The sequence below is a fragment of the Vibrio kagoshimensis genome (assembly GCF_050337535.1).
GTDB lineage: Bacteria > Pseudomonadota > Gammaproteobacteria > Enterobacterales > Vibrionaceae > Vibrio > Vibrio gallaecicus.
The window spans coordinates 60451-85763 of the sequence record NZ_JAKJSZ010000009.1 but is presented as its reverse complement, the minus strand read 5'-3'; the positions used below and the strand labels follow the sequence as shown (position 1 = coordinate 85763).

Below are 25313 nucleotides of genomic sequence, written 5' to 3'. Positions count from 1 at the left end.
CTTAATTTAGTTCGTATACTAGAAGTGGCTGGTGACAGTTATATTTCATTTATTTTTCAAAAGAGTGACAAATGCATTCAAAAAAAATTGTGATAGCAATCGCTTGCACCTTCATTCTCAATGCATGCAGCTCTACACCTCCAATAAGTAATAATGAAAATGAACGACAACTACTGCAACACGACTCTCATATCACGCAATCTTATCTAGATGTTTATGACGAATGGAAAGGCGTTCCTTATCGATTTGGAGGTGAATCGTTTCGGGGGATAGATTGTTCTGCATTTGTGCAAGTTGCTGTTTTTAATGTGACTAAACAAAGTGTCCCAAGAACAACCAATGAACAAAGTAAAGAAGGGATTAAGATCAACTACAAAGATGCGAAAAGTGGGGATTTGGTCTTTTTCAAAACATCGCCAAATACAAACCATGTTGGGATTTACTTAGGGATGAACCAATTTTTACATGCTTCGACATCGAAAGGGGTAATTATTTCTAGGTTGGATAACCCTTATTGGGCATCAAAGTTTTGGCAGTTTAGGCGAGTATAAACTCGCCCAACTTCACGCTGGAAGCATCTATTGATAATTAATCGTACTTAGCGACCGCTGTATCAAATAAATTTTTAACTAAAGCAATATACTCATCCAAAAATTCGATCTGAGGATTGGTCGCTTTTTTATGCCATACGCCAGCTAATACTTCACCTAAATCAGCAACAACTGAATCCGCTTCTTTTAACAACTTAAAACGCACACTAGAGTGTAGCTCTGGATTTTGCTCGAAGATTGCCATGATGTTCGTTGATATCATATCTGTGACAATATCTTCGATACTTTCAGTACCCGTATCACCCGTCTCAGAAGCAAATACATCTAAGTTAAACGACAGGTGCTCGATTAAAGCTAAGTAACCATCGGTTTCTACAACCACTATACTTCTCCGTTTGACATTCTTGTCAAAAATATTGATTCATTCTGTTATCAGTAATATTAAGTCAACATGGGAATTTGTCATCTACTTATTATGAAAATTCGCATATAAATAACACCAATGACGGTATTATGCGCAAATTTAGACCAAAATGAATTAAGGGCGATAAATATACGGTATTTATCTAAGATTTAAGCTCGACCATATCAAATTAAATTCGTTTTCCAACCAGTCTCCAGTGATCAAGCTCACCTTTGAGAGGTTAATTCAGGATATAAGTAAGGACCTTTATAAGCTTATCGACCACACCCATCCAGTGGTAACTATCTTTCTACCAAAGAAGGATCTCCTCAAAACTTTGCCGCACAATAGTTTAGAGACCGCAGTCACATTTATATGAAATTGTTATCTATCAGCAAAATGAGACCAAAGAACATTGACCAACGTGTCGATAAACTCCTCATTTTTATCCTAAACTGATAAATAGAGACCATAACCAAATTGAGGATTTCCTATGTGGCAGGCCATTTCTCAACAGCTTTCAAATACACTCTTATTTAACTTTCAAATAACTGAAAGAGTAAAAGTCCCTGGTGGAGACATTAGTGACTGCTACATGATCAGCGATGGGCATGAACGCTACTTTGTAAAAGTAAATCAACGTGACTTCATCTCTAAATTTGAAATTGAAGCAGAAAATCTACGTTTACTCAGAACAACCAATACCGTGTTTGTACCTGAGCTTGTTCACATAGGTACAACTAAAGATGTCGCGTTTATCATCTTAAATTACTTACCGACAAAACCTTTAGAAACTGATAAAAACAGCTTTGATTTCGGAGTTCAACTCGCCAAATTACATCAATGGGGAGAACAAAAAGAATTTGGTTGTGACCAAGATAACTTCATTGGCAGTACTTTGCAGCCAAACCCTTGGCATAAGAAATGGTCGCGTTTTTTTGCAGAGCAGCGTATTGGCTATCAGTTGCAATTGCTTAAAGAAAAAGGGATTGAGTTTGGCAAAATTGATGAGATGGTCGATATGATCCAAACTCGTTTGTCTGGGCACACCCCACGCCCTTCTTTATTACATGGTGATTTATGGCATGGAAACGTGGCGAATTCGGCTTTTGGACCCATTTGTTATGACCCAGCTTGTTATTGGGGAGACCGCGAGTGTGATATTGCCATGACTGAGCTTTTTGAAGGTTTTCAGCCTGATTTTTACTTAGGGTATGAAAGTATCGCACCTTTAGATCTAGGCTATAGTGAACGAAAAGGTATCTATAATCTTTATCACCTTTTGAATCATTGCAATCAATTTGGTGGTCATTACCTTGCGCAAACAGAAGCCTGTATAGAAAGAATTCAAGCTTTTTAATTTATTAATTATTTGTGAATTACATAATTACTAATAGCACTAGCTTCGAGTAAAGCTAATAATTAACACCTTTAGCTATGGGTCAATAATTAAGCAGTAATGCAAGCTAAGTAAGAGGAAGTACTCTATGCATAATTACACTGAGAAAAGAGTCAATTGCCCACATTGCGGACATTCGATTGGAATTACTTTAGATGCTTCTAATGGTAGCCAGGATTTTTATGACGACTGCCCAGCATGCTGCCGAGCTATTCATTTGGATATGAAAGTTGATGAGCTAAATGACCAAATTAATTTGTCCATTGATGCGGATGATGAACAAATTTTTTAATGATAAAACGCTCTCGCTAACGCAGAACATAAATAAAAAAGAGCACTTACGTGCTCTTTTATTATTGTTACATTTTAACTAAATGTTGCCTTTCGCTGCGAGTACTCTTTCAACTGTATCCACAATCGCTTGAGTTTGAGGATCGAATTCAATATTAACTCGCTCGCCTACTTCCCTTCTTCCAAATAGCGTTCTATTCAATGTCTCTGGGATTAAGTGCACTGAAAAGCGATTATCTTCCACTTCACCGATCGTTAAGGAACAACCATCTATACCAATATAACCTTTACTTAAAACATACTTCATTGATGCTTCTGGTAATTCGAACCAAATAGTACGGTTGTTTTCAGTTTTAATGATGTTTTGAATAGTCGCAGTTAATGCAATGTGCCCTGACATACTGTGACCACCTATTTCATCACCAAATTTTGCGGCACGTTCAATGTTTACGTCATTGCCAACATTAACTTCACCTAAATTGGTTAATGCAAGAGTCGCTTGCATAAGATCAAATGATATACGGTTCTCGTTTATTTCAGTGACGGTGAGACAGCAACCATTATGAGCAACAGAAGCACCAATCGCTAAACCTTCAGCAAGCTGCCCATTGAGTTCTATAATGTGAGTTTGGAATTTGTCTTTTTTATCAATAGCAACAACCGTCGCCACGCCTTGCACTATACCTGTAAACATAATATTCCTATCAAACTTGATGAATGAACAGTTTTTCATAGCAGTTATTGTGACATTTCTTTATCATTCATCCTAGTGGAAGCCTAAAGATCAGTTAAACCTCGTTCGTCCTGAACGTCTAACTCCTTCGCTCACCTACCCTCAACGTTACTGGAGTTAATTGTGCATCGATACAAACAAGAAGCCTCAAATTTAGTCAAACTTGCAACACCTGTATTAATCGCCTCTGTTGCTCAAACAGGAATGAGCTTTGTTGATACCGTCATGGCCGGTGGCGTAAGTGCTATCGATATGGCTGCGGTATCTATTGCAGCAAGTATTTGGCTACCTTCCATATTATTTGGTGTCGGTCTGTTAATGGCTCTTGTCCCTGTTGTCGCTCAGCTGAACGGTTCTGGTCGCCAAGTAAAGATCCCTTTTGAAATCCAACAAGGGATTATGCTAGCGCTTCTGATTTCTATTCCAATTATTGGTGTTCTATTTCAGACGCAATATATTTTAGAAATGATGGATGTTGAAACTGCTATGGCGGACAAAACCAACGGTTACATGAATGCCGTTATGTTTGCCGTACCAGCATTTTTACTTTTTCAGACTTTACGTAGCTTAACTGATGGCTTATCACTCACAAAACCTGCGATGGTGATCGGTTTTCTTGGCTTACTGATGAACATTCCACTTAATTGGATGTTTGTTTACGGTAAATTAGGCGCTCCTGCACTTGGTGGCGTGGGTTGTGGCGTTGCAACAGCGATTGTTTATTGGATCATGTTTGCTTTATTACTGCTGTATGTTGTGACTTCGAAACGCCTAGCAAAAATTAATGTGTTCGGTGAGTTCCATAAGCCTCAACTTAAAGCTCAAGTACGCTTATTCAAACTGGGCTTCCCAGTTGCCGCTTCTATCTTTTTTGAAGTGACCTTATTTGCTGTTGTAGCACTTTTAGTTGCTCCATTAGGCTCACTGATTGTCGCGGCTCACCAAGTAGCCATTAACTTCTCATCTCTAATCTTTATGTTACCTATGAGTATTGGTACGGCGGTGAGTATTCGTGTTGGGCACAAGCTAGGAGAAAGCAATATTGAAGGAGCCAAAATTGCTACCCATGTAGGAATTTTAGTTGGTTTAGCAACATCATTTGTCACCGCTGCTCTGACCGTTATATTCAGTGAAAATATTGCACTACTTTATACCGATAATAGAGCAGTAATTACCATTGCCATGCAACTTCTATTATTTGCTGCTATTTACCAATGTACTGATGCAATACAAGTTATCGCAGCTGGTGCATTACGTGGTTATAAAGACATGCGAGCGATCTTCAACAGAACATTCATTGCATACTGGCTAATTGGTTTACCACTAGGTTACATTTTAGGTATGACAGACTGGATTGTAGAGCCTATGGGCGCTCATGGTTTTTGGATTGGATTCATTGTTGGACTTTCTTCAGCAGCAGCAATGCTTGGAGTTCGCCTTCACTGGATGCATAAACAAGACGACAATGTACAGCTAGAATTCGGTTCGCGTTAGTTTGCTTTAATTGGATTTGTTTAAGTTCAAATCCCTTTGGTCAACAACATATAGTTGATGAGTTTGAAGATGACCTATGAAGTTAAAATCGGCCGAACATCTCGATAATTGATATAGAGCTCTGCACTTGCAGGGCTCTTTTAGTAATCACTTCTTTGCCTTACAAATCGGGCAAACTTGGGGATGCCATTTTGGGTAAAACCATTATACCTAAAAGTAATAGTCGACCCGATTTCTGGTGGTGATAACCTCAACTCGTCAGTGAAACCACTTCCAATATAAAACTCTGCCCCTTCTTTTGTCTTAACCAGTACCGATCCCATCATCCCTTTGTACTTTCCTGTCCCACCTTTATAGCCAAGAATAATGGCTTCAGCATCATGGTGCTGCTTTAACTTCAGTAAATCATTACTACGTCCGGCTTGATAGCGACTTGATACCTTCCTCAACATCAAACCTTCGCCTTCATCACTACCAATATTATCTAAGTGCTCAAATAAAATTCTTTCGCTTAATATAGGAGTATGGGTGACGTATTTAATATGATCTTCATTAATCACGGCTACCCAATGCAAAATATTATAGTAACGCTTCTGGTAGTCGCCAGCAGCCCCAGGCATATCAAACAGCATTAGATCGATTGCTTTCCATGCTTCATCATTTGGTGTTTGATCAAGAACGGTGGATTGAACAATATGAAACTTTCCACGACCTGCCCACAACTCCCCTTCTAACCGCACATTAGGCAAGTTTTTTGTAAACCAACTGGGCGCGTAAATTCTATTACCATTTCGTGTATGTAGATGAGCACCATCCCAAACCGCTCTTACACCATCAAGCTTTTCACTTTGCCAGTACTCATCAACATTAATTCCTTGCTCGTATTGATTAGCTAATACAAGACTTTCAGGTGGCATATATGACTGATGTGCATAACTAGTAAAGGACAAACAGGTAGCAATGGTAAGTTGGGTTAGTTTCATAAAAAGCTCCTTAGGCAGGCACTCAGTTTTACACCATTTGCTTAGCATTCACGACATCAATGAATTGCATTGCGATCCAGCCTTCATTCTTATAGCACTTTGCATTTCAAGCTCTTAATAACTTGAGCAGATACCCCACTCACTCACCCTTTTCTCGTTCTCAATTTGATAATTGACTGTTTCTCAATATGAGAAGACATAACCAAAAACACATAAAGCATTGAATTTTATCGACTTTAATATTGGCACATATTCTGCTCTTATAAACATAAGCACACATGGAGATAGAATTATGGAACTACGTAAAATTGAACTCAACAACACCACTCTAACCCTTTCAATATTCGGAAACTTAGATGCGATTGGAAGCCGAGATGTACAAACAGACATTGATGATGTGATCTCTAATGATAAACACCCTGAAATAGAGATTGATTTCAGCCAAGTTGAATTTTTGGACTCATCAGGCGTAGGTGCCATTGTTTATATGTTTAAGCGTCTAACCGAACGCGAGCGAAATATGCGTCTTGAGAATGTTAAAGGGCAACCCTTAGAAATCATGAACTTACTAAGAATTGGTCACGCAATCCCAGTGAATTCTAAGAGCGAAAGCCACTGATTAGTCAATTAGTTTCCTATACTTAAAGTAATTAATTTGTATTAACGAACAAACAGTCATCAAGCAGCTCAAAATACTCAAACATAATAATAAAAAAAGTAACAAGGATGTTGGCATGAATATATCAAATCGATACCTAGCTATAACTCTATCTGTTCTTGTTGTTGGGTGTACTAGTTACCCGCAGCAAGGGACAGGAGGACTAGCGGAAAGCTATGATTCCATTAATTACCAGAACTCAGATTTCTCACCAGTTATGCCTGACGAGCCATTAGGCCCAGAGCACGGTCTACGCTTTGACTGGCAACTTGCCAAACTACATTTAGACTCTCTTATCCGCGAAGGAGCCCGATGGTGTTTTCCTGCTGCTGTCGTTCAAGCGATAGAAAAGCAAAACCGTATTGCAAGAGAACTTCAAGGCGGCTTATTGCTAGATGCGGCAAACGATATTGTGATACAGCGTAAGCGACTAAATGAACTAGAAGTACAACTCGATTATGTCACCTCACAAACTCGTTGTTCGCCACCAAAAAATGAATCTCAATTCAGGCTGCACCTATCTGTGATAGAAAACCTGTATTCACTTCTTAATGTCGACAATCAATTCGCCATCAACTCTACAGAAGTAAACCCTAAATATATGGGAAAACTTGCCGAAGCAGCCAATATCTTAAAAGAATATAAAGATTTAACGCTGGTCGTAACTGGTCATGCTGATGCTACTGGTGAAGAAGACTATAACGACAAACTTGCTCTTGGCAGAGCCAAACAAGTTGAGCGATACCTCACCATTTTTGGTTTGAGCCCACAACGTATTGATACCGTTTCTTTAGGCGAAACCGTACCTCTTTTTGAAGGAAAAACCGATGGGACTCGCTTAACAAACCGCCGAGTCAGTATTGAAGTAATTTCACCAGAAAAATTAAATAATATGGGAGGCTCATTATGAACATGCCAACAAATACCCATTACCTTAGTTATGTCTCATGGTCGAAGTGGCTATTCATCAGTGTAATTTTATTCAGCCTTAGCTTTACCAACCTAGCTTTCTCTGATGACTCAGATCTATTTTCTGATGCGGTTCAGGTCGGTGATTTAATTCAAGTGAATGTTCCTGGTGAAACAACATTAAACAAAGGTTTCCAAGTCGATAAAAGAGGCAGAATTACGTTACCAGAAGTCGGTGCTATTTTCGTTGCAGGTTACGATAATGAACAACTGAACCGTGTAGTGCTAGATTCCCTCAGTAACGCTTTTCGAGATCTTTCTAACGCTTCCGTTTTTGTTAAAGAACAGCAAATATTAATTTCTGTACAAGGTTACGTTGAGCAGCCTGGTGAATACACTTTGGCACAAGGTTCAAGCATACAAATGGCACTACATGCTGCAGGAGGGCTTCGAGCTGGTGCTCAACTAGATAAGTTATTACTGAAACGCGGAGCCGTTAAAAAAGAATTCAATTACAAAAGTTTTCTAGATTCAGGGAATGATGCAGTTTTACCAGAGTTACAATCATTGGATTCTTTGTTTGTGCCAGCCTCCCCTTTAGTTGGGAATATCGAACAAGAATTTGATGCTTCAAAACTTGCTAATTCAGGTGACAGTGCAGACTCTCGTAGTTCTATCAAAGTCTTTGGTGAAGTAAACGCGCCAGGGTCATTTTCATACAATGAAAAAACTGATCTTGTTGATGTTTTGATGCGCTCTGGTGGCGTTACTCGCTATGCAGGCGTTGAGCAAATTCGCGTTATTTCAAACAACACGCCTACTTTATTCAATCTAAAACAATACTTAGACAGCGGTGATACAAGCTTACTACCCACGCTGCTACCTGGCTCAACCATTTTTGTTCCTAAACAAGAAGAAGAAATCAAATCCGGTGCGAACACTGTTTACATTATGGGAGAAGTAGCGGAACCGGGCGCTTATGAAGGAAAAAAAGGCGCGACCTTCATGGATATCCTAGCAAATGCTGGTGGACCAACACGCTTTGCTGAATCCCGCCAAATACGTGTTATTAAAGCGAGTGGTCGAGTATTGAAGTTTGACCTAACAGCATACACAGAGGGCTTAAAAGGCGCGAACCCTCCGGGGATTCAAGCCGGTGACGCGATTTTCGTTCCTGAAAAAACAGACATGAATGAGAAGTCTTGGTTAAAAATTTCACCAGACCGTGCAGTTAATGTGATTGGCGAAGTCGTAAGACCAGGACGAATCGAATGGTCAGATGAAATGGATTTGATGGATTTACTGGCACACGTTGGCGGACCAACCTTAAGAGCCGACACAACTAAAATTGAAGTCGTCACAGGAAGAAAATTAACCGTTTTTAATTTGGATGATTATATTCGTAATGGAGCGCCAAGAGATCAACTTCCCTTCGTTAATGCCGGAGCAATTATTCGAGTACACGACTTACCGCAAGACCCTTCAGACAATAAATCTCAATGGGTACGTCAAAGCTCTGATGCTTCTATCTATGTTTTTGGTCAAGTAAACGCTCCAGGGCGTTACCGATTCACCAAAGACATGCATTTCCTAGATATTTTATCTGCAGCTGATGGACCAACCAAAGATGCCGACATTCACAATATTCGCATCACACACAGAGATAAAAGTTATTCAAAAGTCAGCAAATTAAACTTGTCATTATATTTTGAAACGGGTGATGAATCTTTACTTCCAAGCGTCACGACTGGTGATACGATTTTTATCCCCGAGAAAGATAAAAATTGGCTAGATCGTTCAAAAGAATCAACAGTTAGAGTATTAGGAGCCGTCAACAACCCTGGTAGATACGTATTCAATGACAATATGACAGTATTAGATATTTTGGCAGAAGCCGGAGGACCAAGAGAGAATGCTTACCTTGAGAAAATAACAGTGGTCAATATGTCTTGTTGCCAAGGTCAAGCCCGTACTTTTGACCTTATTGAATTCAGTAAAACAGCCAATATCTACCACCTTCCAGTGCTTCGTGCCGGTGATACGATATTCATTCCAGACCGTCGTGATAGCTTCCTTGAAAAAGCACGAGTTGGCCTAGAAGACATTTTAAGGCTAACCACCACCATAGTACTGATAGGGGCACTGTAATGACTATATCTGCCACCCATGCTGAAATTGAGCAACTTTACCTTGCTACTGAGCTAAATGAACATAAATCAATTTGTGTGACTGCTTGCCATTCAGGTGACGGCGTCACATCTGTAGCCACCGCTTTAGCTGAGCGTTACTTACTTGCTGGGCATTCAACACTTTATGTTGACTTAAATTTGTTCAACCCAGCATTTAAAGACGTCAATATGCTAAATGAACCTAATGGTGAACATTTGATTGAGCATACTGAAACAAATCGCATGTTTGTTGGTGTGCCAGCTCCCCGTCAAGCTTCTACACAACTTGCTTATAAAGACCCAGCAACCTTGACTAAAGTAATAGAACAGTGGTTAGGAAGTTATGATCGAGTGATCATCGATACATCCCCAATTTTGAATATCAATAAAGGGAATATTCCGGCGCAAAGTATCGCAAGTGCCTGCGATACAACCTTATTAGTCATTGCTTATGGGGAGACATCTACCCATCATTTAGAGCAAGCTAAATCTTTACTCTCCGGCAGTTCGATCAATATCATGGGAGCAATCATGAACATGAAAAACACACCCAGCTTTGCCCAAGAACTGGCTCGCCAAATAAACAAAGCTTGGTTCATTCCTAAAAAATTTAGAAACAGCTGGGTCAATAAGCTGGTCAGAAATGAATTTCTTAATTTGCCTATTTAATTTTGAAACAAGCGCTTCACAATTACTAAAAAAGTCGCATACTCATAGTACAAGGATAATTGGTCGCTCTGTAGAAAATGCCAATGATAGAAGGAAGTTACATTGAACAATTTTAATCAAGAAAGTAAACAGCACCCATTAGCTCAGGTCGAAACAAGCTTCAGAATTGAAAGAGGAGCAGAGTTGGTTGATGAATCAATTTTGCAGCAAATGATCATCGACACTTCAGCTGAAATTATTCCTATGCTTATTGAACATTATGTTGAAGAATCGGCGACTCGCCTCGAAAACATTGTTCAAGCAGCACAAAACCGAGACCAAGAAACACTAGAATTTGAGACTCACACACTTGGCAGTACTTCTCTCGCTCTCGGTAATCATGCTTTATCTTTAGCAGCTAGAAAAATTGAACGTTTATGCCTTGAAAAACAATATTCGACGGCTTTTCCACTTGTTGCTGATCTCAAAGTATTAGCGGATGAATCCATACAAGCACTGATTGTAAGAAAAAATGAAGGCTTCACATCCTAAGTTTGATAACTAGCCACTTAGTAGTGGAATTTCAAATAGATAGAGTCTTTTATCTATTTTTTGTGTCTATATAAAAGTCAGTACTAAACAAACTATGCGCAAGCTAACATATAGAGTGGTTATGCATTGATGACCAAAGATCACTATGATATTGGTTGGGTAGGATAAAATTTCAAAGGAATTGTAAATGCGTCCAAAAGTATTATTAGTAGAAGACTCAACGTCCCTTGCCATATTATATAAACAGTACGTCAAAGATGAGCCATATGATATTTTCCATGTAGAAACGGGTAAAGAGGCGAAAACCTTCATTGAAAGGCATGCTCCTCAACTTGTCATTTTAGATCTAAAATTACCCGATATGCCAGGTGAAGAAGTACTCGATTGGATTTCAGAAAGTGAAATACCTACAGCGGTGATCATCGCTACAGCTCACGGTTCAGTTGACATTGCTGTAAGTCTCATTCAGCGTGGAGCTGAAGATTTCCTAGAAAAACCTATTCAAGCTGATCGCTTAAAAACCTCTGTTGCGCTTCACCTAAAACGCGCAAAGCTAGAACACCTTGTCGACGACATTCAAACAAAATTCGACCGCCAAAAGTTCCATAACTTCATTGGTTCTTGCTTACCAATGCAAGCCGTTTATAAAACCATTGATGCCGTAGCCCCAACCACCGCCAGTGTTTTCATCAATGGTGAAAGTGGTACTGGTAAAGAAGTGTGCGCAGAAGCTATTCACCAAGAAAGCCAGCGCAGAGATAAGCCATTTGTGGCAATTAACTGTGGTGCAATACCAAGAGACCTAATGGAAAGTGAGATATTTGGTCACGTAAAAGGCGCGTTCACAGGTGCAACAACAGACCGTAAAGGTGCAGCAATGCAAGCTCACGGTGGCACACTTTTCCTTGATGAATTATGTGAAATGGAATTGGAGATGCAAAAAAAACTGCTTCGATTCCTGCAAACAGGAACATTCACTCCATTAGGTGGAAGCCGTGAGTTAAAAGTTGATGTTCGAATTATTTGTGCAACGAACCGTGATCCTTTAGTGGAAGTGGAAGAAGGTCGTTTCCGAGAAGATTTGTATTACCGCGTTCATGTTGTGCCCATTGAAATGCCCCCACTCCGCGATAGAGGAAGCGACATAGTTACGCTGGCTAGCCACTTTTTGAAACTCTACGCCAAGCAAGACAAGAAAAAGTTCAAGTCGATAGACAAAGAAACGCAATCCATTCTTAAACGCTACCCTTGGCCTGGCAACGTACGTCAGTTACAAAATGTAATTCGCAACATTGTGGTTTTGAATAATGAAAGCAGCGTTTCGAAAGACATGATCCCACCGCCTATCAATAGTGTAAAAACAAGCTCAACACCTAAGTCTATTTCAGCTATTAACTCAGAAGTGAAGTCCGTTGCTCAAGCGATTCCTGACGAACCAATACAGGCTCATAGCTCTTTATTGACAGAAAGCTCTCCTCAAGCAGACGGTTCTTTGCAAACAGACAGCTTTTCGCAAACAAACAGTTCAGAACAAAGTTTCTCTGGTTCGAATGTCACCACCACAGGAGCACCACAGCATTCTGAAGACAGTGTTACAAAAACAGTGTCTAATATTTTGATGACTCCAAATGGACAAATACGTCCTATGTGGAAGATAGAAAGAGAAGCAATCCAGAATGCGATTAGCCACTGTGATGGAAATGTATTGAATGCTGCAGTGTTGTTAGAACTGAGCCCTTCCACCGTTTATCGTAAGAAGCAAGCTTGGGAATCAGACGATGAGCTTAACCAAGCCTAAAGTAAGATCAAACAACACTAGTATTGGAGCTCATTCAAGTTCGAGCTCCCATACTAGGTGTGTATTGGATGATGAACTTGAACCCATTTCGACCACATCAAATAATAGAGAGAATGATTCCCTTTCCATTCACCCTAATGAAATTTGGCTGTTCCTAGACAGCCTAGTTTTTGGTGGTATAGAAGCTCATGTATTAGAACTCGCACAAGGTCTTTTGTCCTTCAATAAAACGGTTCGGGTCATATTAGTTACTCAGTATTCACCAGAGCCTGCAATCATAGCTAAGCTAACTGAAATTAACGTCCCCTACTCGTTTTTAGCTGATTTATCGCCTAAACAATCATCTATATTTCATCAATTAAAGTCAGCCTGCGATATGTACAGCCCATCTTTAGTTCACGCGCATGGTTACAAAGCGAGCTTGATAAGCAAATGGGTTAAACCATTCACCAGAAATAAGCTAAAGCAACTGTCTACTTATCACGCAGGAGAAACACCTCATGGAAAAGTTTGGTTTTATGACTTTGTCGACCGCTACTCTAGCTTTCTATCCAACCACTCCCTTGTGGTAAGCCGTAAAATTCAACAAAAAATACCCAGTAAATCATCACTCTTGAATAATTTCGTTACTCTCCCTTCTTCTGAGATTAGCTGTCTCCACCAGCAAAAGAAGCAGGTTGGTTTTGTCGGTCGCCTAAGTCATGAAAAAGCCGCCGATCGCTTTCTCACACTGGCGGCATTATTACCCCAATGCTCATTTCATTTATTTGGAGACGGGCCTGAACGCAAAACCTTACAAGCTCAGAAATCTGATAACCTTTTTTTCCACGGTCACCAAACCGATATGAGTAAAGTATGGTCACAAATAGATGTACTGGTTATCCCATCTCGATATGAGGGTTTGCCAATGGCGGCTTTAGAAGCAATGGCTCGTGGGATTCCAGTTATAGCAATGGCGGTAGGAAACTTACCTAATCTTATTCAGCATGGGGTTAATGGTTTTATTGCGAATGATGAATCGGAATTGCACCAATTGCTTATCAATTGGTTAGCGTTAACAGAAGATAAAAGACATCAATTAGCCGACAATGCTCAACACACCATAAAGCAAGATTACTCGCCGGAAGCCGTGATCCCTAAGCTTTTAAGTTGCTATCAACTTTAAGGAAGCAGCTGCAACTTCAGAAAAAACACTTCAATTATAGAAAATGAACATCAGATTAAAAAACCGCTTCCCGCTTCAACAAAGCTAATTCAATGAAAGAGAATCAAGAAAAAGCCGAATGCATATGACATTCGGCTTTTTATAGGAAGAACCCTAAACAACGCTCGACTCTAAGAAAATAAGCTCTAAGCAGCTTTATTACGTACTTTTATTGCAATACAACCGACTAATATCAGCAAAGGGAACCTCACTGTTTCTACAATTAGCGACCCAATACCGCTGTAAGCAATGTAACCACCAGCAACACTTATCAAAAAGTTAATCAGCAGTAATAAAACGATAACCCCAATCATAAAATTAAACGGAACAGCTTTTGCCAATAATTGCCCTTTAAGTAAGGTTATCGTACCTGAAATAGTTATCAGCATTGCTAGCCAAAAAGTAAAAGTAGGCAACGGCCATATAACGGTTAATACGACAGTTAATAATGTTAATCCCCACCAGACGGCCTTAGAGCTTAGCAACTCACTAATATTCACGTCAGGCTTAGCATCTAATCGAACAATGTGCCACGTACCTAAACCACCTAAAATAGCGCCCATAGCTATGTCACTCAAGAATGAACTGCCTGAATAGATTTTAAAGATAGTGATCCAAACCAAACCTACCGCTAAATAAATCCATGCTTTGGTATCCGATAGTTTTTTTAGTTTCCAAATAACTAATGAACCCAAGCTCACCCATAAAGCTGCCACTAAGCTTGGAAAGCTATAACCAGTACTATCCACCAGCTTTAAAGACGGGATATACGCATGAGGTCTAGGAAATCCAAAGCCTTGATGCGCGATTAAGCTTAGCAATGTGACAGCAACTAAAGTAAAACCAAACTTTAAAGCGAACGATCTACCAAAATACCAAGCAACCATTGGAATAATGACAATAAACACCCAAGGTTTTAATAATTGATCGGTCGATAGAATTAAGTTAGAAACTGCAGCGGGTAACGATTGGATAGCCGTTTGAAACCCTTTTATACCGCTTAACTCAGCTTGGTGAATTTTTGGCGCAGCTCCGATAAGCTCATCAACATAAGTCACTGGCTGCTCACTCGCCTTACCAAACATTCCAGTTACTCTTCCCCATTCTTCAGGGTAGCGGTATTGTTCAGGAGCAATTGAGTTTGGCTCAATAAGCATTGCTCTGCTGACTTCTACCCCATAATGAGGCGCAAACCAGATAGGCAGTTCAAAACCACCCAGCTCATTTCTATGCTGAAAGCTGATGATTTCAGAGTCTGAGACACAATCAAAAACAACAGCGCCGTCGGTGTAGCCTAAAACATGCCCGACCGTCACCGCCAACCCTGCTTCTTCCCAAGTTTCACGTTGAGCTGCAATTGATGCCGGCTCACCAGGCGTGATGGTGCCTCCAGGGAGAGATAGCTGCCCAGTAATGAGCTCATCAACGATTAATATTTGGTTATCGGCGCGGACTAAACAAAGCGCACCTTTGATATGATCGGGAAGCAAGTCATCTGCGGTAACTGAAAACGTACTTAAAAGAGAAAGTATAATTATGAAATAAAAACGAGAAAACAACACATTCACCAACAAGGAAATAGAAAACAAACTGAGTGTAATAAAATAAACTGTATGTGGCTCTTTATGTTTAACGCAACGACTTTCTCATCCATTGAATATGAGGAATGAACCCCATTTTTTGATAAAAGTGCTTGGCCGGCGAGTTAAAATCCCAAACTTCAACAAACACTTGCTGAACACCATAGTCATCAAATGTGCGCTCAAGCTTTTCAAAAAGTGACTCAGCAATAGACTCTTTTCTGTAATCAGGTAAAACATAAAGTTCATCAATACTTCCCATCTGTACAGTCTTACTCACTGTAGAAATGAGTTCGCAAAAATGCCCAGTTACAAAACCAACAATCAACTCTCCTTTTAAAGCCACATACACAAGACATTCAGGATCATCTAAGTAACGAGCGATGCTTTTTTCTTGCTCAATTTCTTCAGCGGTTTTGAAATGTTCAGGGCTTGCTAAATAGTGGTGGTGATGCAATTCAAACATTAATTCGTTTAGTTGCTCTAAATCTTTATGTTGAGCAGCCCGTAAGGTGAGTTCCATACAAATAAACTTCTTAAATCAGATAAATACATAAGTAGATTGTAGTGTACTTATACAGCGTATCGAAACAAGCAAATAGCCGTTTTCGTTCAGAGCATTTTTTCATTTAGATCATTAAGAGTTCTAAAAAGAAAACGGTCGAACTGCTGGCGACCGTTTTCGTAAAGGGCATGTTGTTTAAGACAAGCTACTTGCGGAGTCTATTCTCAATTTCATTCAAGCTTGAAGGATCATCGATCGTTGAAGGCACAACATATTGTTCCCCATCTGCAATTTGACGTATGGTTCTTCGCAATATTTTACCTGACCGAGTTTTGGGCAGCCTTTCAACAACCAATGCATGCTTAAAACAAGCGACTGCACCAATTTCATTTCTGACCTTGCCAACAAGCTCCCCTTCAAGTTGTAAATCATCTACTTTCACACCATCTTTAAGTACAACAAAACCAAGTGGTAGCTGACCTTTTAATTCATCATGTACACCCACTACCGCACATTCAGCAATGGCTGGGTGAGCACCAACAATTTCTTCCATTTCGCCCGTTGATAATCGATGCCCAGCAACGTTTATCACGTCATCAATTCTACCCATGATGAAGAGGTAGCCTTCTTCATCAAAATACCCACCATCTCCAGAAACGTAGTAGCCTTCAAATTGACTAAGATACCCTGATTCAAAGCGGTCATGATTTCGCCACACTGTTGGTAAACACCCTGGTGGAAGCGGTCTTTTCAGTGCGACAAAGCCTTGTCTATTCGCCTCAAGTTTTTCGCCAAGTTCATCAAGTACTTTAACTTGATAGCCGGGAATGGGTTTAGTCGCAGAACCCGATTTGACTGACATTTTTTCTAAGCCAATCGGATTACCTGCAATTGCCCAGCCTGTTTCAGTTTGCCACCAATGATCAATCACAGGTTTACCGCTATGCGCTTCCACCCACTCTAAAGTCGGCGGGTCCAAACGCTCGCCAGCCATGAAAATGGACTTCAATTTGGACAAGTCATAATGCTTCAGCAATTTTCCATCTGGGTCTTCTTTCTTAATCGCTCTAAAAGCCGTAGGCGCAGAAAAAAGAACATCTACATTGTACTCTTCGCATACTCTCCAAAATGCACCTGGATCGGGTGTTCTTACTGGTTTACCTTCAAATAAAAGCGTTGTGCAGCCGTGTATTAAAGGGGCGTAAACAATATAGGAATGTCCAACAACCCAGCCAACATCCGACGCAGCCCAAAACACACCGTCTTGCGGCATATCGTAGATCGTTTGCATTGAATACTTCATCGCAACCGCGTGTCCACCATTATCTCGAACCACGCCTTTAGGTTTACCTGTAGTGCCAGATGTATACAATATATAGAGAGGCTCCGTCGCAAAAACCGGCACACAAGCATGTGGTAAGGCTTTATCTACTTCATAAACCCAATCTAAATCACGCTCATTATTTAGTTCAGCTTTAGCTTGTTCCCTTTGGAAAACGACTACCTTTTCTGGTTTCCAGCGGCTATCCATGATGGCTTTATCGACCAATGGCTTGTATGGCAAGACCTTATTTATCTCAATGCCGCATGACGCTGTCATAATCACTTTAGGTTCCGCATCTTCTATTCGGACTGCTAATTCATTAGGTGCAAAACCACCAAAAACAACCGAATGAATAGCGCCTAACCTCGCACAAGCTAACATCGCCATTGCTGCTTGAGGGATCATCGGCATGTAAATAATAACCCGATCACCTTTTTCAACGCCTTGTTTAGCTAGCATTCCAGCTAGTTTGGCAACTTGATCTCGCAATTCAAAGTACGTGAATGTTTGTTTGGTCTGTGTAACCGGTGAGTCGTAAATGATCGCATTTTTATTACCGCGACCATTTTCACAATGGTAATCTAAAGCCAGCCATGCGGTGTTCATTACACCATCTGCAAACCAACGATCGATACCATTCTCATCTAAAGATAACGTTGTTTGAGGCTTTTCAAACCAATTAATTTTTTCAGATTGCGATTGCCAAAATGATTCAGGCTGCGTTTGAGCCCATTGATATTCTTTTAAATAAGCAGACATGATGTCTCTCCATGCTCAGTTCATCTCCTGAAAAGGAGATTAAAATGGGACTCGAACCCACCCTTCCATTAGTATTCGAGCGCTTCGGCTCATCATCACTTTCTCAACACCCCATCCGTTATCATTTTCGAGAGCATAAGCTCCTACTTTCAACGTGCCTGATGGGTGACCAAATGTGACAAATTCTTTTACTTCATCACCTGCGGCTTGGCTAACCACTGTGCCTGGGATCACTGCAGCGGAAGCAATTGCAACTGCAGCAGTTCCCATCATTGCGTGATGCAACTGCCCCATAGAGAGTGCTCTAACGAGCAAATCAACGTCTGTGGATTGGACTGATTTACCACTTGATGAAAGATATTCCTTCGGTGGAGAAACAAACGCGACCTTAGGCGTGTGCTGCCTTGTTTTTGCATCATCAAGTTGCTGTATTAGCCCCATCTTTAATGCGCCTTGAGCTCGGATACTTTCAAACATAGCTAATGATTTTTCATCAGAATTGATGTCTGATTGTAACTCCACACCTTGGTAACCAAGATCGGCTGCATTAACAAAAATGGTTGGAATACCTGAATTGATTAGTGTCGCTTGAATGACGCCAAGTTCTGGAACTTCGAGCTCATCAATTAAATTACCTGTAGGGAACATCGAGCCTCCCTCATCTGCCGGTTTAACAAAATCCACTTGGATTTCTGCAGCAGGAAACGTCACGCCGTCTAATTCAAAGTCACCGGTTTCTTGAACCAGACCTTCACGAATTGGTACATGAACAATAATGGTTTTCTCTATATTGACTTGCCATATTCGAACTTTGACGATGCCATTTTTCGGGATACGATCTTTTTCAACTAAGCCACAATGGATAGCAAATGAACCAACAGCAGCAGAGAGGTTTCCGCAATTACCACTCCAATCGACAAAAGGTTTATCAATGGCAACTTGTCCGAAAAGGTAATCAACATCGTGCCCTTGCTTTGAGCTTTTGGATACAATAACTGTTTTACTGGTACTCGATGTTGCCCCGCCCATGCCATCAGTCTGTTTTCCATAAGGGTCAGGGCTACCTATAACCCTCAAAAGTAAATTGTTTCTTACTTCACCCGGGGTTTGAGCATCTTCTGGTAGGTCTTCTAAGTTAAAGAATACACCTTTACTGGTTCCACCACGCATATACGTCGCTGGCACTCTCACTTGCGACATTTGTGATGGTAAGGATTTCATTTGAGATTGCTGATCTTCAACTTGATCTTGGTTACTTGTTCCATCTACCTGAGATTTTTCAGCAATGGTTTGAGCTGTAAATTTAATCATTTATTGCTCCTTATTGGGCTAAAAAATCTTGGGCAAAGCGTTGTAGAACACCACCTGCGTTATAAACCAAAACTTCATCAGCCGTATCCAATCTGCATGTAACAGGGAGGTCGATCTTCTCACCATTTTTTCTGGTAATGACTAAAACTAAATCCCCTCTTGGCTCAATTTCACCGATTACGTCATAAAGCTCTGTACCATCTAACTCAAGTGTATGGCGATTAATGCCTTCTTTAAATTGCAACGGCATTACGCCCATTCCAACTAAATTGGTACGATGGATCCTTTCAAACCCTTCAGCCACAATCGACTCTACACCAGCTAATCGAACCCCTTTGGCTGCCCAATCTCTTGAGGACCCTTGCCCATAGTCTGCACCCGCAACAATGATCAGCGGCTGCTTTCTATCCATATATGTTTCAATAGCTTCCCACATACGAGTCACTTTGCTTTCAGGTTCAATTCGTGCAAAAGAGCCTTGAACCACTTCTCCTTGTTCTTTGACCATTTCATTGAATAGTTTCGGGTTTGCAAAAGTGGCGCGCTGAGCGGTTAAGTGATCACCACGGTGAGTGGCGTAAGAGTTAAAGTCTTCTTCTGGTAACCCCATTTTGGCTAAGTATTCCCCCGCAGCGCTGCTTGCTAAGATCGCATTCGAAGGTGATAAATGGTCTGTGGTGATGTTGTCTCCAAGAAGCGCTAGCGGGCGCATTCCCGACAATATGGTCTTACTCTCATTAGCAGCATTGTGTTTTATTTCTTTCTCGAGTTTGCCTGATAAAGCAGATTCCCAATAAGGTGGACGACGAATGTAGGTACTCATTTTTCGCCAGTCATAAAGAGGATTAAAGTTAGCTTGTTGGTTATCCTGCTTAAACATCTGAACATAGATCTGCTTAAACTGTTCAGGTTTCACATGCTGGTTCACCACCGCATCAATCTCTTCATCACTTGGCCATAAATCACTGAGATAAATATCTTTACCGTTGGTATCTTTTCCCAATGAATCACGCTCAATATCAAAGCGTATAGAGCCCGCAAGCGCATAAGCAACCACTAAAGGCGGTGAGGCCAAGAAGGCTTGTTTTGCGTAAGGATGAATTCGACCATCAAAGTTTCGGTTCCCTGAAAGTACGGCGGTTGAATAAAGATCTCGTTCGATAATCTCTTGTTGAATGTTAGGGTCAAGAGCCCCACTCATACCATTACAAGTCGTGCAGGCATACGCCACAATACCAAAACCGAGTTGTTCTAATTCAGAGAGAAGATTGGCATCTTCAAGATATAACTTCGCCACCTTAGAGCCCGGAGCAAAAGAGGTTTTCACCCAAGGTTTACGAACCAATCCAAGTTGATTGGCTTTTTTTGCAAGTAATGCTGCCGCAACGACATTTCTTGGGTTACTGGTATTGGTACACGAGGTAATTGCCGCAATGATCACCGCACCATCAGGTAGAGCTTCGTTCTGTGGTTCTCCTAGCTGTGGTCCACCTAGATGTGATTTTGAATTTGCAGCCACACTCAATGCTGATTGGGGTTCTAAACGAGTGGTATTCGAATACTTTCCAGCAATACCTTGTTCAACCAGTTCTGATGTCGGCAAACGTCGATGAGGATTAGAAGGACCAGCCAACGTTCTTGTCACTGCTGATAAATCAAATTCAAGTACTCGTTCATATTCTGCGGTTTCTAAATCACTAGCCCAGAGACCCGTTTGTTTTGCGTAAGTCTCAACTAATTCAACTTGCTCAGGCTCTCGCCCCGTCAGTTTTAAATAGTTAATGGTTTGCTCATCAATATAGAACATGCCTGCCGTCGCGCCGTATTCAGGTGTCATATTTGAAATAGTGGCACGATCACCAATGGTTAGCTCTTTTGTTCCTTCACCAAAGAACTCTAGATAAGCAGATACCACTCGCTCATTACGAAGAAACTCTGTAATCGCCAACACAATATCAGTTGCTGTGATACCCGCTTGCCGCTTCCCAACCAGTTTAACGCCAACAATATCAGGTAAACGCATCATTGACGGGCGCCCTAGCATCACAGTTTCCGCTTCCAAGCCTCCGACACCAATAGCAATAACGCCCAAAGAGTCGACATGAGGAGTATGGCTATCTGTCCCAACACAGGTATCTGGAAATGCGATGCCACTTTTAACTTGAACAACTGGTGACATTTTCTCTAGATTGATTTGGTGCATAATTCCGTTGCCCGCTGGAATAACACTGACATTTTCAAATGCCGTTTTGCACCATTCAATGAAATGAAAACGATCTTCATTTCGTCTTTCTTCTATCGCTCGGTTTTTTTCAAACGCATCTTGCTCAAAACCAGCATGTTCAACGGCTAACGAGTGATCAACAATTAGTTGAGTTTCAACTACTGGGTTCACCTTTGCAGGGTCACCACCTTGTTCTGCAATCGCATCACGAAGACCAGCCAAATCAACCAGTGCTGTTTGACCTAAAATGTCGTGACACACTACGCGAGCAGGATACCAAGGAAAGTCGAGATCTTGCTTACGTTCAATAAGCTGCCCAAGTGAAGCCACTAATGATTCAGGCTCACAGCGGCGTACTAGGTTTTCAGCTAAAACCCGTGAGGTATAGGGAAGCTTTTCGTACGCGCCTGCTTCTATTTCATTGACTGCGGCACGAGCATCGAAATACTCGTGCTGAGTTCCCTTTAGTATTTTCCGGTATTGATAATTTAATACCGGAGAGTTTGTTTTTGAATTACTCATCATTCCATCCATGAATCTAACCTAAATGATCGATTGCCTAATTGCACAATCACAACATGTTCCATTCAGCTGGTTACTGTCGTTGTTCTATTGGTAACCAATCTTGATGTTCAGGTCCGTCATAGTCGGCACTAGGTCGAATAATTCGATTATTTTCACGTTGCTCAAACACGTGCGCAGCCCAGCCAGTTAGCCGGCTCATCACAAAAATGGGCGTAAACAGTTTGGTTGGGATGTTCATAAAGTGGTATGCGGATGCATGGAAAAAGTCCGCATTACAAAACAGACCTTTCTCTCGCTTCATAACGGACTCAACACGTTCAGAAACTGCGTATAAGTGGCTGTCACCGACACTTTCAGACAGTTCTTTTGACCAACGTTTGATTAAAGCATTTCGAGGATCGCTTTCTCGATAAATGGCATGACCAAAACCCATGATCTTATCTTTATTCTCTAACATGTTGAGAATATTGGCTTCAGCTTCATCAGGTGTTTGCCAATCTTGAATCATATCCATAGCGGCTTCATTTGCACCTCCATGCAATGGACCGCGCAATGTACCAATTGCGCCAGTAATACATGAATGAAGATCGGACAAAGTAGACGCGCACACTCGGGCTGCAAATGTAGACGCATTAAACTCATGTTCAGCATAAAGAATCAGCGAACAATGCATGACATTTTTATGTAATTCTGTAGGAGACTGACCTGTCAGCATTTTTAAAAAGTAACCACCAAGACACGCTTCGCTATGATCTTCTGTGTCAATACGCACTCCATCGTGACTAAAGCGATACCAATAGCAAATGATTGCAGGAAATAGAGCAAGCATTCGTTCTGTCGAATTCAGCTGCTGAGTAAAATCGTGCTCTTGTTCTAAGTTTCCTAAAACGGAACACCCTGTTCTCATCACATCCATTGGATGAGCACTAGCAGGTATCAGCTCTAAAGCTTGTTTGAGCTCTGCTGGTAAACCGCGTAAACCAATGAGTTGTGTTTTATATTGATCCAACTCGTTTTGGTTCGGCAAATGCCCCCTTAGTAACAAGTGAGCGACTTCTTCAAACTCGGCATTATCGGCTAAGTCTGAAATGTCGTAGCCTCGATAAGTAAGACCAGTCCCCGTTTGACCGACAGTGCATAATGATGTGGTTCCAGCGCTTTGACCTCTAAGACCTGCGCCACCTATAGCTTGATTCTTATTAGAAGAACTAGGCATTGTGAACTCCTTTTCTATCTTAGTGAGTGCGCCCTCTTTGGAGCGATTACTTTGTCGCAGGTGCAAGTGATTCAACGAACACTTTGATTCAGCGAGAGTAAATACATCACACTAAGTTTCACGTTATTGGATTAGGTTAATTTGTATTTTCTTTACGTTTTAATTTTCTTTTTTACTTAGCTGTTTCTTAAATACTTAGTTGTTTATTCATTTTTAAACAGTTGATCGAGTTTATCTTCATAATCATGATAATTAAGGTGCTGATACAGCTCTTTCCGAGTTTGCATATCACCTAATAATGCCTCTTGATTACCTTGCTCAAGCAAGTGGGTATAAACCATTTCAGCTGCTTTATTCATGGCTCTAAAAGCACTAAGCGGGTACAACACCATGTCCACTTTTGAAGCTGCTAGCTCTTGAGTATTAAATAATGGTGTTTGTCCAAATTCAGTAATATTCGCCAAAATTGGAATGTGTTTACCTGTTGCGGATTCCAGTGACGTTGAGAATTGAACATATTGGTCTAGAGTATTCATCGCCTCAGGGAAGATCATGTCTGCCCCTGCTTCTACGCAAGCTATTGCTCGTTCAATCGCACTATCAATACCCTCTACTGCTAGGGCATCAGTTCTTGCCATCAAAACAAATTCAGGGTTAATGCGAGCATCTGCGGCAGCTTTTACTCGATCCACCATTTCTTGTTGGCTGACAATTGCCTTATTCGGTCGGTGACCGCATCGCTTTTGGGCAACTTGATCTTCCATGTGAACAGCTGCTGCACCTGCTTTTTCCATCGCTTTAATAGTTCGAGCGATATTAAATGCCCCACCGAAACCCGTATCAATGTCCACGAGCAGTGGAAGATCGCAGGCATTAGTGATTCTTTCGACATCCACCAGCACATCATTCAAGGTTGTGATCCCTAAATCTGGAAGCCCATAGGATGCATTCGCAATCCCCCCTCCAGAAAGGTAAATGGCTTGATGACCTAAATTTTTCGCCATCATCGCGCAATATGGGTTAATAGTGCCGACAACTTGTAGTGGGTTATTGTCTTCAACTGCTCGTCGAAACTTAGCCCCGGGACTTAAACTCATCATTGGTTCTCCTGTTAATAATACTTATCCGTGTATTCTTTTCTGTAAGTTCTTAGCTGCGCTTAACAAACTTAGTCGTACTATAAAAGTTGGGTAGTACTGTACAAATTAGTACTCCCCTGATGTGGTACTAATTTGCTGCTCTATTAGTGTTCGACTTCCTGAGATATGCCTTCTCATTAGCATTTCTGCTAACTCCTCATCGCCATTTTTTATCGCTTGAAGGATGTACTTATGTTCGTCGAGGGCTTGTTCTGGTCGAGATTGAGATCGTGGTACCTGATAACGGTACATTCTAAGAAGGTGGTATAGCTCATTACACAATAGGGAAATAAGTTGGGTATTACGGCTAGCTTTGATGATGCGATAATGAAAATCAAAATCGCCGTGTTGATGGAAGTAAGAAGAACCTTCAACTTCATCAATGTGCTTCGAGTGTGTTGACAATAGACCTTCAAGAGCAAGCAATTCATCCTGAGTGATATGTCGAGCCGCTAAACGAGCGGCCATACCTTCCAGAGCCTCTCGGACGGCATAAAGCTCCATTAGTTTCTCTGGGGAGAAGGTGATCACCCGAGCTCCAACATGAGGGATTCGTTCTATCAGTCCCAAGCCTTCGACTCTCATGATGGCTTCACGTAAAGGACCACGACTAACTTCAAAACGCTTGGCTAACTCAGGTTCTGATATTTTACTGCCTGGAGAAATCGAGCCTTCAACAATCGCTTCAATTAAGTACTCGGTAAGGCTTTCCGATTTTGTATTTTGAGATTCAGACTTAGATTTATCAGATGTACGATTATTCGTTTCATTATTTATCGAAAGCGTACTGTTCATTGTGAGCACCTTATACTTAGTCATTCATTGTGAGCGATTTAGATACTCACATTGTCTACAATTTGTTTCTCTGAATATAAAATAGACGACAAAAGTGTCGACAATCAAGTAAATTGTCGACAATTTAGACTAAGGTAGTAGAGT

Annotated in this window: 21 protein-coding genes and 2 pseudogenes; 12 read left to right on the top strand and 11 right to left on the bottom strand. The window is 41.0% G+C overall.

The window, feature by feature from the left end; genetic code table 11:
• Nucleotides 1-71: 71 nt before the first annotated feature.
• Entirely contained in the window at nt 72-551 is a 480-nt protein-coding gene (locus tag L4C37_RS10290) for a C40 family peptidase (RefSeq protein WP_273296000.1), read from the top strand.
• Nucleotides 552-588: 37 nt separating this feature from the next.
• Here L4C37_RS10290 and L4C37_RS10285 read toward each other — a convergent pair whose 3' ends face one another.
• The gene (locus L4C37_RS10285; RefSeq protein ID WP_137373183.1) at nt 589-933 is read right to left on the bottom strand and encodes a DUF3802 family protein; all 345 of its coding nucleotides are present in this window, start codon (nt 931-933) and stop codon (nt 589-591) included.
• Between the two features lie 514 nt (nt 934-1447).
• On the opposite strand from L4C37_RS10285, the gene L4C37_RS10280 reads away from it, so the two are divergent.
• Both L4C37_RS10280 and L4C37_RS10275 read left to right on the top strand, forming a co-directional pair.
• On the top strand, nt 1448-2314 hold the full coding sequence (locus L4C37_RS10280; protein ID WP_372264659.1) for a fructosamine kinase family protein: 867 nt from the start codon (nt 1448-1450) through the stop codon (nt 2312-2314).
• 127 nt (nt 2315-2441) lie between these two features.
• Nucleotides 2442-2645, top strand: a complete 204-nt coding sequence (locus L4C37_RS10275; protein WP_137373181.1) for a CPXCG motif-containing cysteine-rich protein — start codon at nt 2442-2444, stop codon at nt 2643-2645.
• A 78-nt stretch (nt 2646-2723) separates the two neighbouring features.
• Here the strand turns inward: L4C37_RS10275 and L4C37_RS10270 are convergent, their stop codons facing one another.
• Complete coding sequence (locus L4C37_RS10270; protein WP_273296002.1) at nt 2724-3338, bottom strand: riboflavin synthase subunit alpha; 615 nt, start codon at nt 3336-3338, stop codon at nt 2724-2726.
• A gap of 162 nt (nt 3339-3500) precedes the next feature.
• Between L4C37_RS10270 and L4C37_RS10265 the strand changes: the two genes are divergently transcribed.
• Nucleotides 3501-4871, top strand: coding sequence for an MATE family efflux transporter (locus L4C37_RS10265; RefSeq protein WP_429768500.1), 1371 nt, complete (start codon nt 3501-3503; stop codon nt 4869-4871).
• 140 nt (nt 4872-5011) lie between these two features.
• On the opposite strand, the gene L4C37_RS10260 is transcribed toward L4C37_RS10265, so the two are convergent.
• Nucleotides 5012-5854, bottom strand: a complete 843-nt coding sequence (locus tag L4C37_RS10260) for a DNA ligase (RefSeq protein ID WP_273296003.1) — start codon at nt 5852-5854, stop codon at nt 5012-5014.
• Nucleotides 5855-6146: 292 nt separating this feature from the next.
• Between L4C37_RS10260 and L4C37_RS10255 the strand changes: the two genes are divergently transcribed.
• The 8 genes and pseudogenes from L4C37_RS10255 (at nt 6147) to L4C37_RS10220 (ending at nt 13752) form a co-directional block, all read left to right on the top strand.
• Nucleotides 6147-6473, top strand: a complete 327-nt coding sequence (locus tag L4C37_RS10255) for an STAS domain-containing protein (protein WP_137373177.1) — start codon at nt 6147-6149, stop codon at nt 6471-6473.
• A gap of 115 nt (nt 6474-6588) precedes the next feature.
• The gene (locus tag L4C37_RS10250; RefSeq protein ID WP_372264655.1) at nt 6589-7422 is read left to right on the top strand and encodes an OmpA family protein; all 834 of its coding nucleotides are present in this window, start codon (nt 6589-6591) and stop codon (nt 7420-7422) included.
• Nucleotides 7423-7487: 65 nt separating this feature from the next.
• Nucleotides 7488-9569 (top strand): SLBB domain-containing protein, encoded by a 2082-nt coding sequence (locus L4C37_RS10245; protein ID WP_372264709.1) that lies wholly within the window; start codon nt 7488-7490, stop codon nt 9567-9569.
• Nucleotides 9569-10258: a CpsD/CapB family tyrosine-protein kinase gene (locus L4C37_RS10240; protein WP_273296009.1), complete on the top strand. Its 690-nt coding sequence runs from the start codon at nt 9569-9571 to the stop codon at nt 10256-10258. The genes L4C37_RS10245 and L4C37_RS10240 overlap by 1 nt, the downstream gene beginning before the upstream one ends.
• 165 nt (nt 10259-10423) lie before the next feature.
• On the top strand, nt 10424-10789 hold the full coding sequence (locus L4C37_RS10235; RefSeq protein ID WP_308699124.1) for an Hpt domain-containing protein: 366 nt from the start codon (nt 10424-10426) through the stop codon (nt 10787-10789).
• A gap of 187 nt (nt 10790-10976) precedes the next feature.
• Nucleotides 10977-12177: pseudogene (locus L4C37_RS10230) on the top strand (sigma-54-dependent transcriptional regulator); the annotation flags it as partial.
• Nucleotides 12178-12416: 239 nt separating this feature from the next.
• Nucleotides 12417-12587 (top strand): annotated as a pseudogene (locus L4C37_RS10225) (helix-turn-helix domain-containing protein); the annotation flags it as partial.
• Nucleotides 12588-12672: 85 nt separating this feature from the next.
• Nucleotides 12673-13752, top strand: coding sequence for a glycosyltransferase family 4 protein (locus tag L4C37_RS10220; RefSeq protein ID WP_429768601.1), 1080 nt, complete (start codon nt 12673-12675; stop codon nt 13750-13752).
• A gap of 185 nt (nt 13753-13937) precedes the next feature.
• Here L4C37_RS10220 and L4C37_RS10215 read toward each other — a convergent pair whose 3' ends face one another.
• The 8 genes from L4C37_RS10215 to L4C37_RS10180 form a co-directional block, all read right to left on the bottom strand.
• Entirely contained in the window at nt 13938-15350 is a 1413-nt protein-coding gene (locus tag L4C37_RS10215) for an NUDIX domain-containing protein (RefSeq protein WP_137373172.1), read from the bottom strand.
• 70 nt (nt 15351-15420) lie between these two features.
• Nucleotides 15421-15894: a GNAT family N-acetyltransferase gene (locus L4C37_RS10210; RefSeq protein WP_137373171.1), complete on the bottom strand. Its 474-nt coding sequence runs from the start codon at nt 15892-15894 to the stop codon at nt 15421-15423.
• 187 nt (nt 15895-16081) lie between these two features.
• On the bottom strand, nt 16082-17959 hold the full coding sequence (locus L4C37_RS10205; RefSeq protein ID WP_273296004.1) for a propionyl-CoA synthetase: 1878 nt from the start codon (nt 17957-17959) through the stop codon (nt 16082-16084).
• Between the two features lie 39 nt (nt 17960-17998).
• The gene (gene prpF / locus L4C37_RS10200) at nt 17999-19180 is read right to left on the bottom strand and encodes a 2-methylaconitate cis-trans isomerase PrpF (protein WP_429768600.1); all 1182 of its coding nucleotides are present in this window, start codon (nt 19178-19180) and stop codon (nt 17999-18001) included.
• A gap of 100 nt (nt 19181-19280) precedes the next feature.
• Nucleotides 19281-22016 carry a Fe/S-dependent 2-methylisocitrate dehydratase AcnD gene (gene acnD, locus L4C37_RS10195; RefSeq protein WP_429768499.1) on the bottom strand — a complete coding sequence of 912 codons (2736 nt, stop codon included), beginning with the start codon at nt 22014-22016 and terminating at the stop codon, nt 19281-19283.
• A 73-nt stretch (nt 22017-22089) separates the two neighbouring features.
• On the bottom strand, nt 22090-23235 hold the full coding sequence (prpC, locus tag L4C37_RS10190) for a bifunctional 2-methylcitrate synthase/citrate synthase (RefSeq protein ID WP_429768498.1): 1146 nt from the start codon (nt 23233-23235) through the stop codon (nt 22090-22092).
• 203 nt (nt 23236-23438) lie between these two features.
• On the bottom strand, nt 23439-24332 hold the full coding sequence (prpB, locus tag L4C37_RS10185; RefSeq protein ID WP_273296365.1) for a methylisocitrate lyase: 894 nt from the start codon (nt 24330-24332) through the stop codon (nt 23439-23441).
• Between the two features lie 108 nt (nt 24333-24440).
• Nucleotides 24441-25169 carry a GntR family transcriptional regulator gene (locus L4C37_RS10180; RefSeq protein WP_429768496.1) on the bottom strand — a complete coding sequence of 243 codons (729 nt, stop codon included), beginning with the start codon at nt 25167-25169 and terminating at the stop codon, nt 24441-24443.
• Nucleotides 25170-25313 lie beyond the last annotated feature (144 nt).

Bases quoted from the DNA above. Each gene is read 5' to 3' on its own strand.
- L4C37_RS10290 (WP_273296000.1), top strand. From the start codon at position 72: ATGCATTCAAAAAAAATTGTGATAGCAATCGCTTGCACCTTCATTCTC.
- L4C37_RS10280 (WP_372264659.1), top strand. From the start codon at position 1,448: ATGTGGCAGGCCATTTCTCAACAGCTTTCAAATACACTCTTATTTAAC.
- L4C37_RS10275 (WP_137373181.1), top strand. From the start codon at position 2,442: ATGCATAATTACACTGAGAAAAGAGTCAATTGCCCACATTGCGGACAT.
- L4C37_RS10270 (WP_273296002.1), bottom strand. From the start codon at position 3,338: ATGTTTACAGGTATAGTGCAAGGCGTGGCGACGGTTGTTGCTATTGAT.
- L4C37_RS10260 (WP_273296003.1), bottom strand. From the start codon at position 5,854: ATGAAACTAACCCAACTTACCATTGCTACCTGTTTGTCCTTTACTAGT.
- L4C37_RS10255 (WP_137373177.1), top strand. From the start codon at position 6,147: ATGGAACTACGTAAAATTGAACTCAACAACACCACTCTAACCCTTTCA.
- L4C37_RS10250 (WP_372264655.1), top strand. From the start codon at position 6,589: ATGAATATATCAAATCGATACCTAGCTATAACTCTATCTGTTCTTGTT.
- L4C37_RS10240 (WP_273296009.1), top strand. From the start codon at position 9,569: ATGACTATATCTGCCACCCATGCTGAAATTGAGCAACTTTACCTTGCT.
- L4C37_RS10210 (WP_137373171.1), bottom strand. From the start codon at position 15,894: ATGGAACTCACCTTACGGGCTGCTCAACATAAAGATTTAGAGCAACTA.
- L4C37_RS10205 (WP_273296004.1), bottom strand. From the start codon at position 17,959: ATGTCTGCTTATTTAAAAGAATATCAATGGGCTCAAACGCAGCCTGAA.
- prpF (WP_429768600.1), bottom strand. From the start codon at position 19,180: ATGAAATCCTTACCATCACAAATGTCGCAAGTGAGAGTGCCAGCGACG.
- acnD (WP_429768499.1), bottom strand. From the start codon at position 22,016: ATGAGTAATTCAAAAACAAACTCTCCGGTATTAAATTATCAATACCGG.
- prpC (WP_429768498.1), bottom strand. From the start codon at position 23,235: ATGCCTAGTTCTTCTAATAAGAATCAAGCTATAGGTGGCGCAGGTCTT.
- prpB (WP_273296365.1), bottom strand. From the start codon at position 24,332: ATGAGTTTAAGTCCCGGGGCTAAGTTTCGACGAGCAGTTGAAGACAAT.
- L4C37_RS10180 (WP_429768496.1), bottom strand. From the start codon at position 25,169: ATGAACAGTACGCTTTCGATAAATAATGAAACGAATAATCGTACATCT.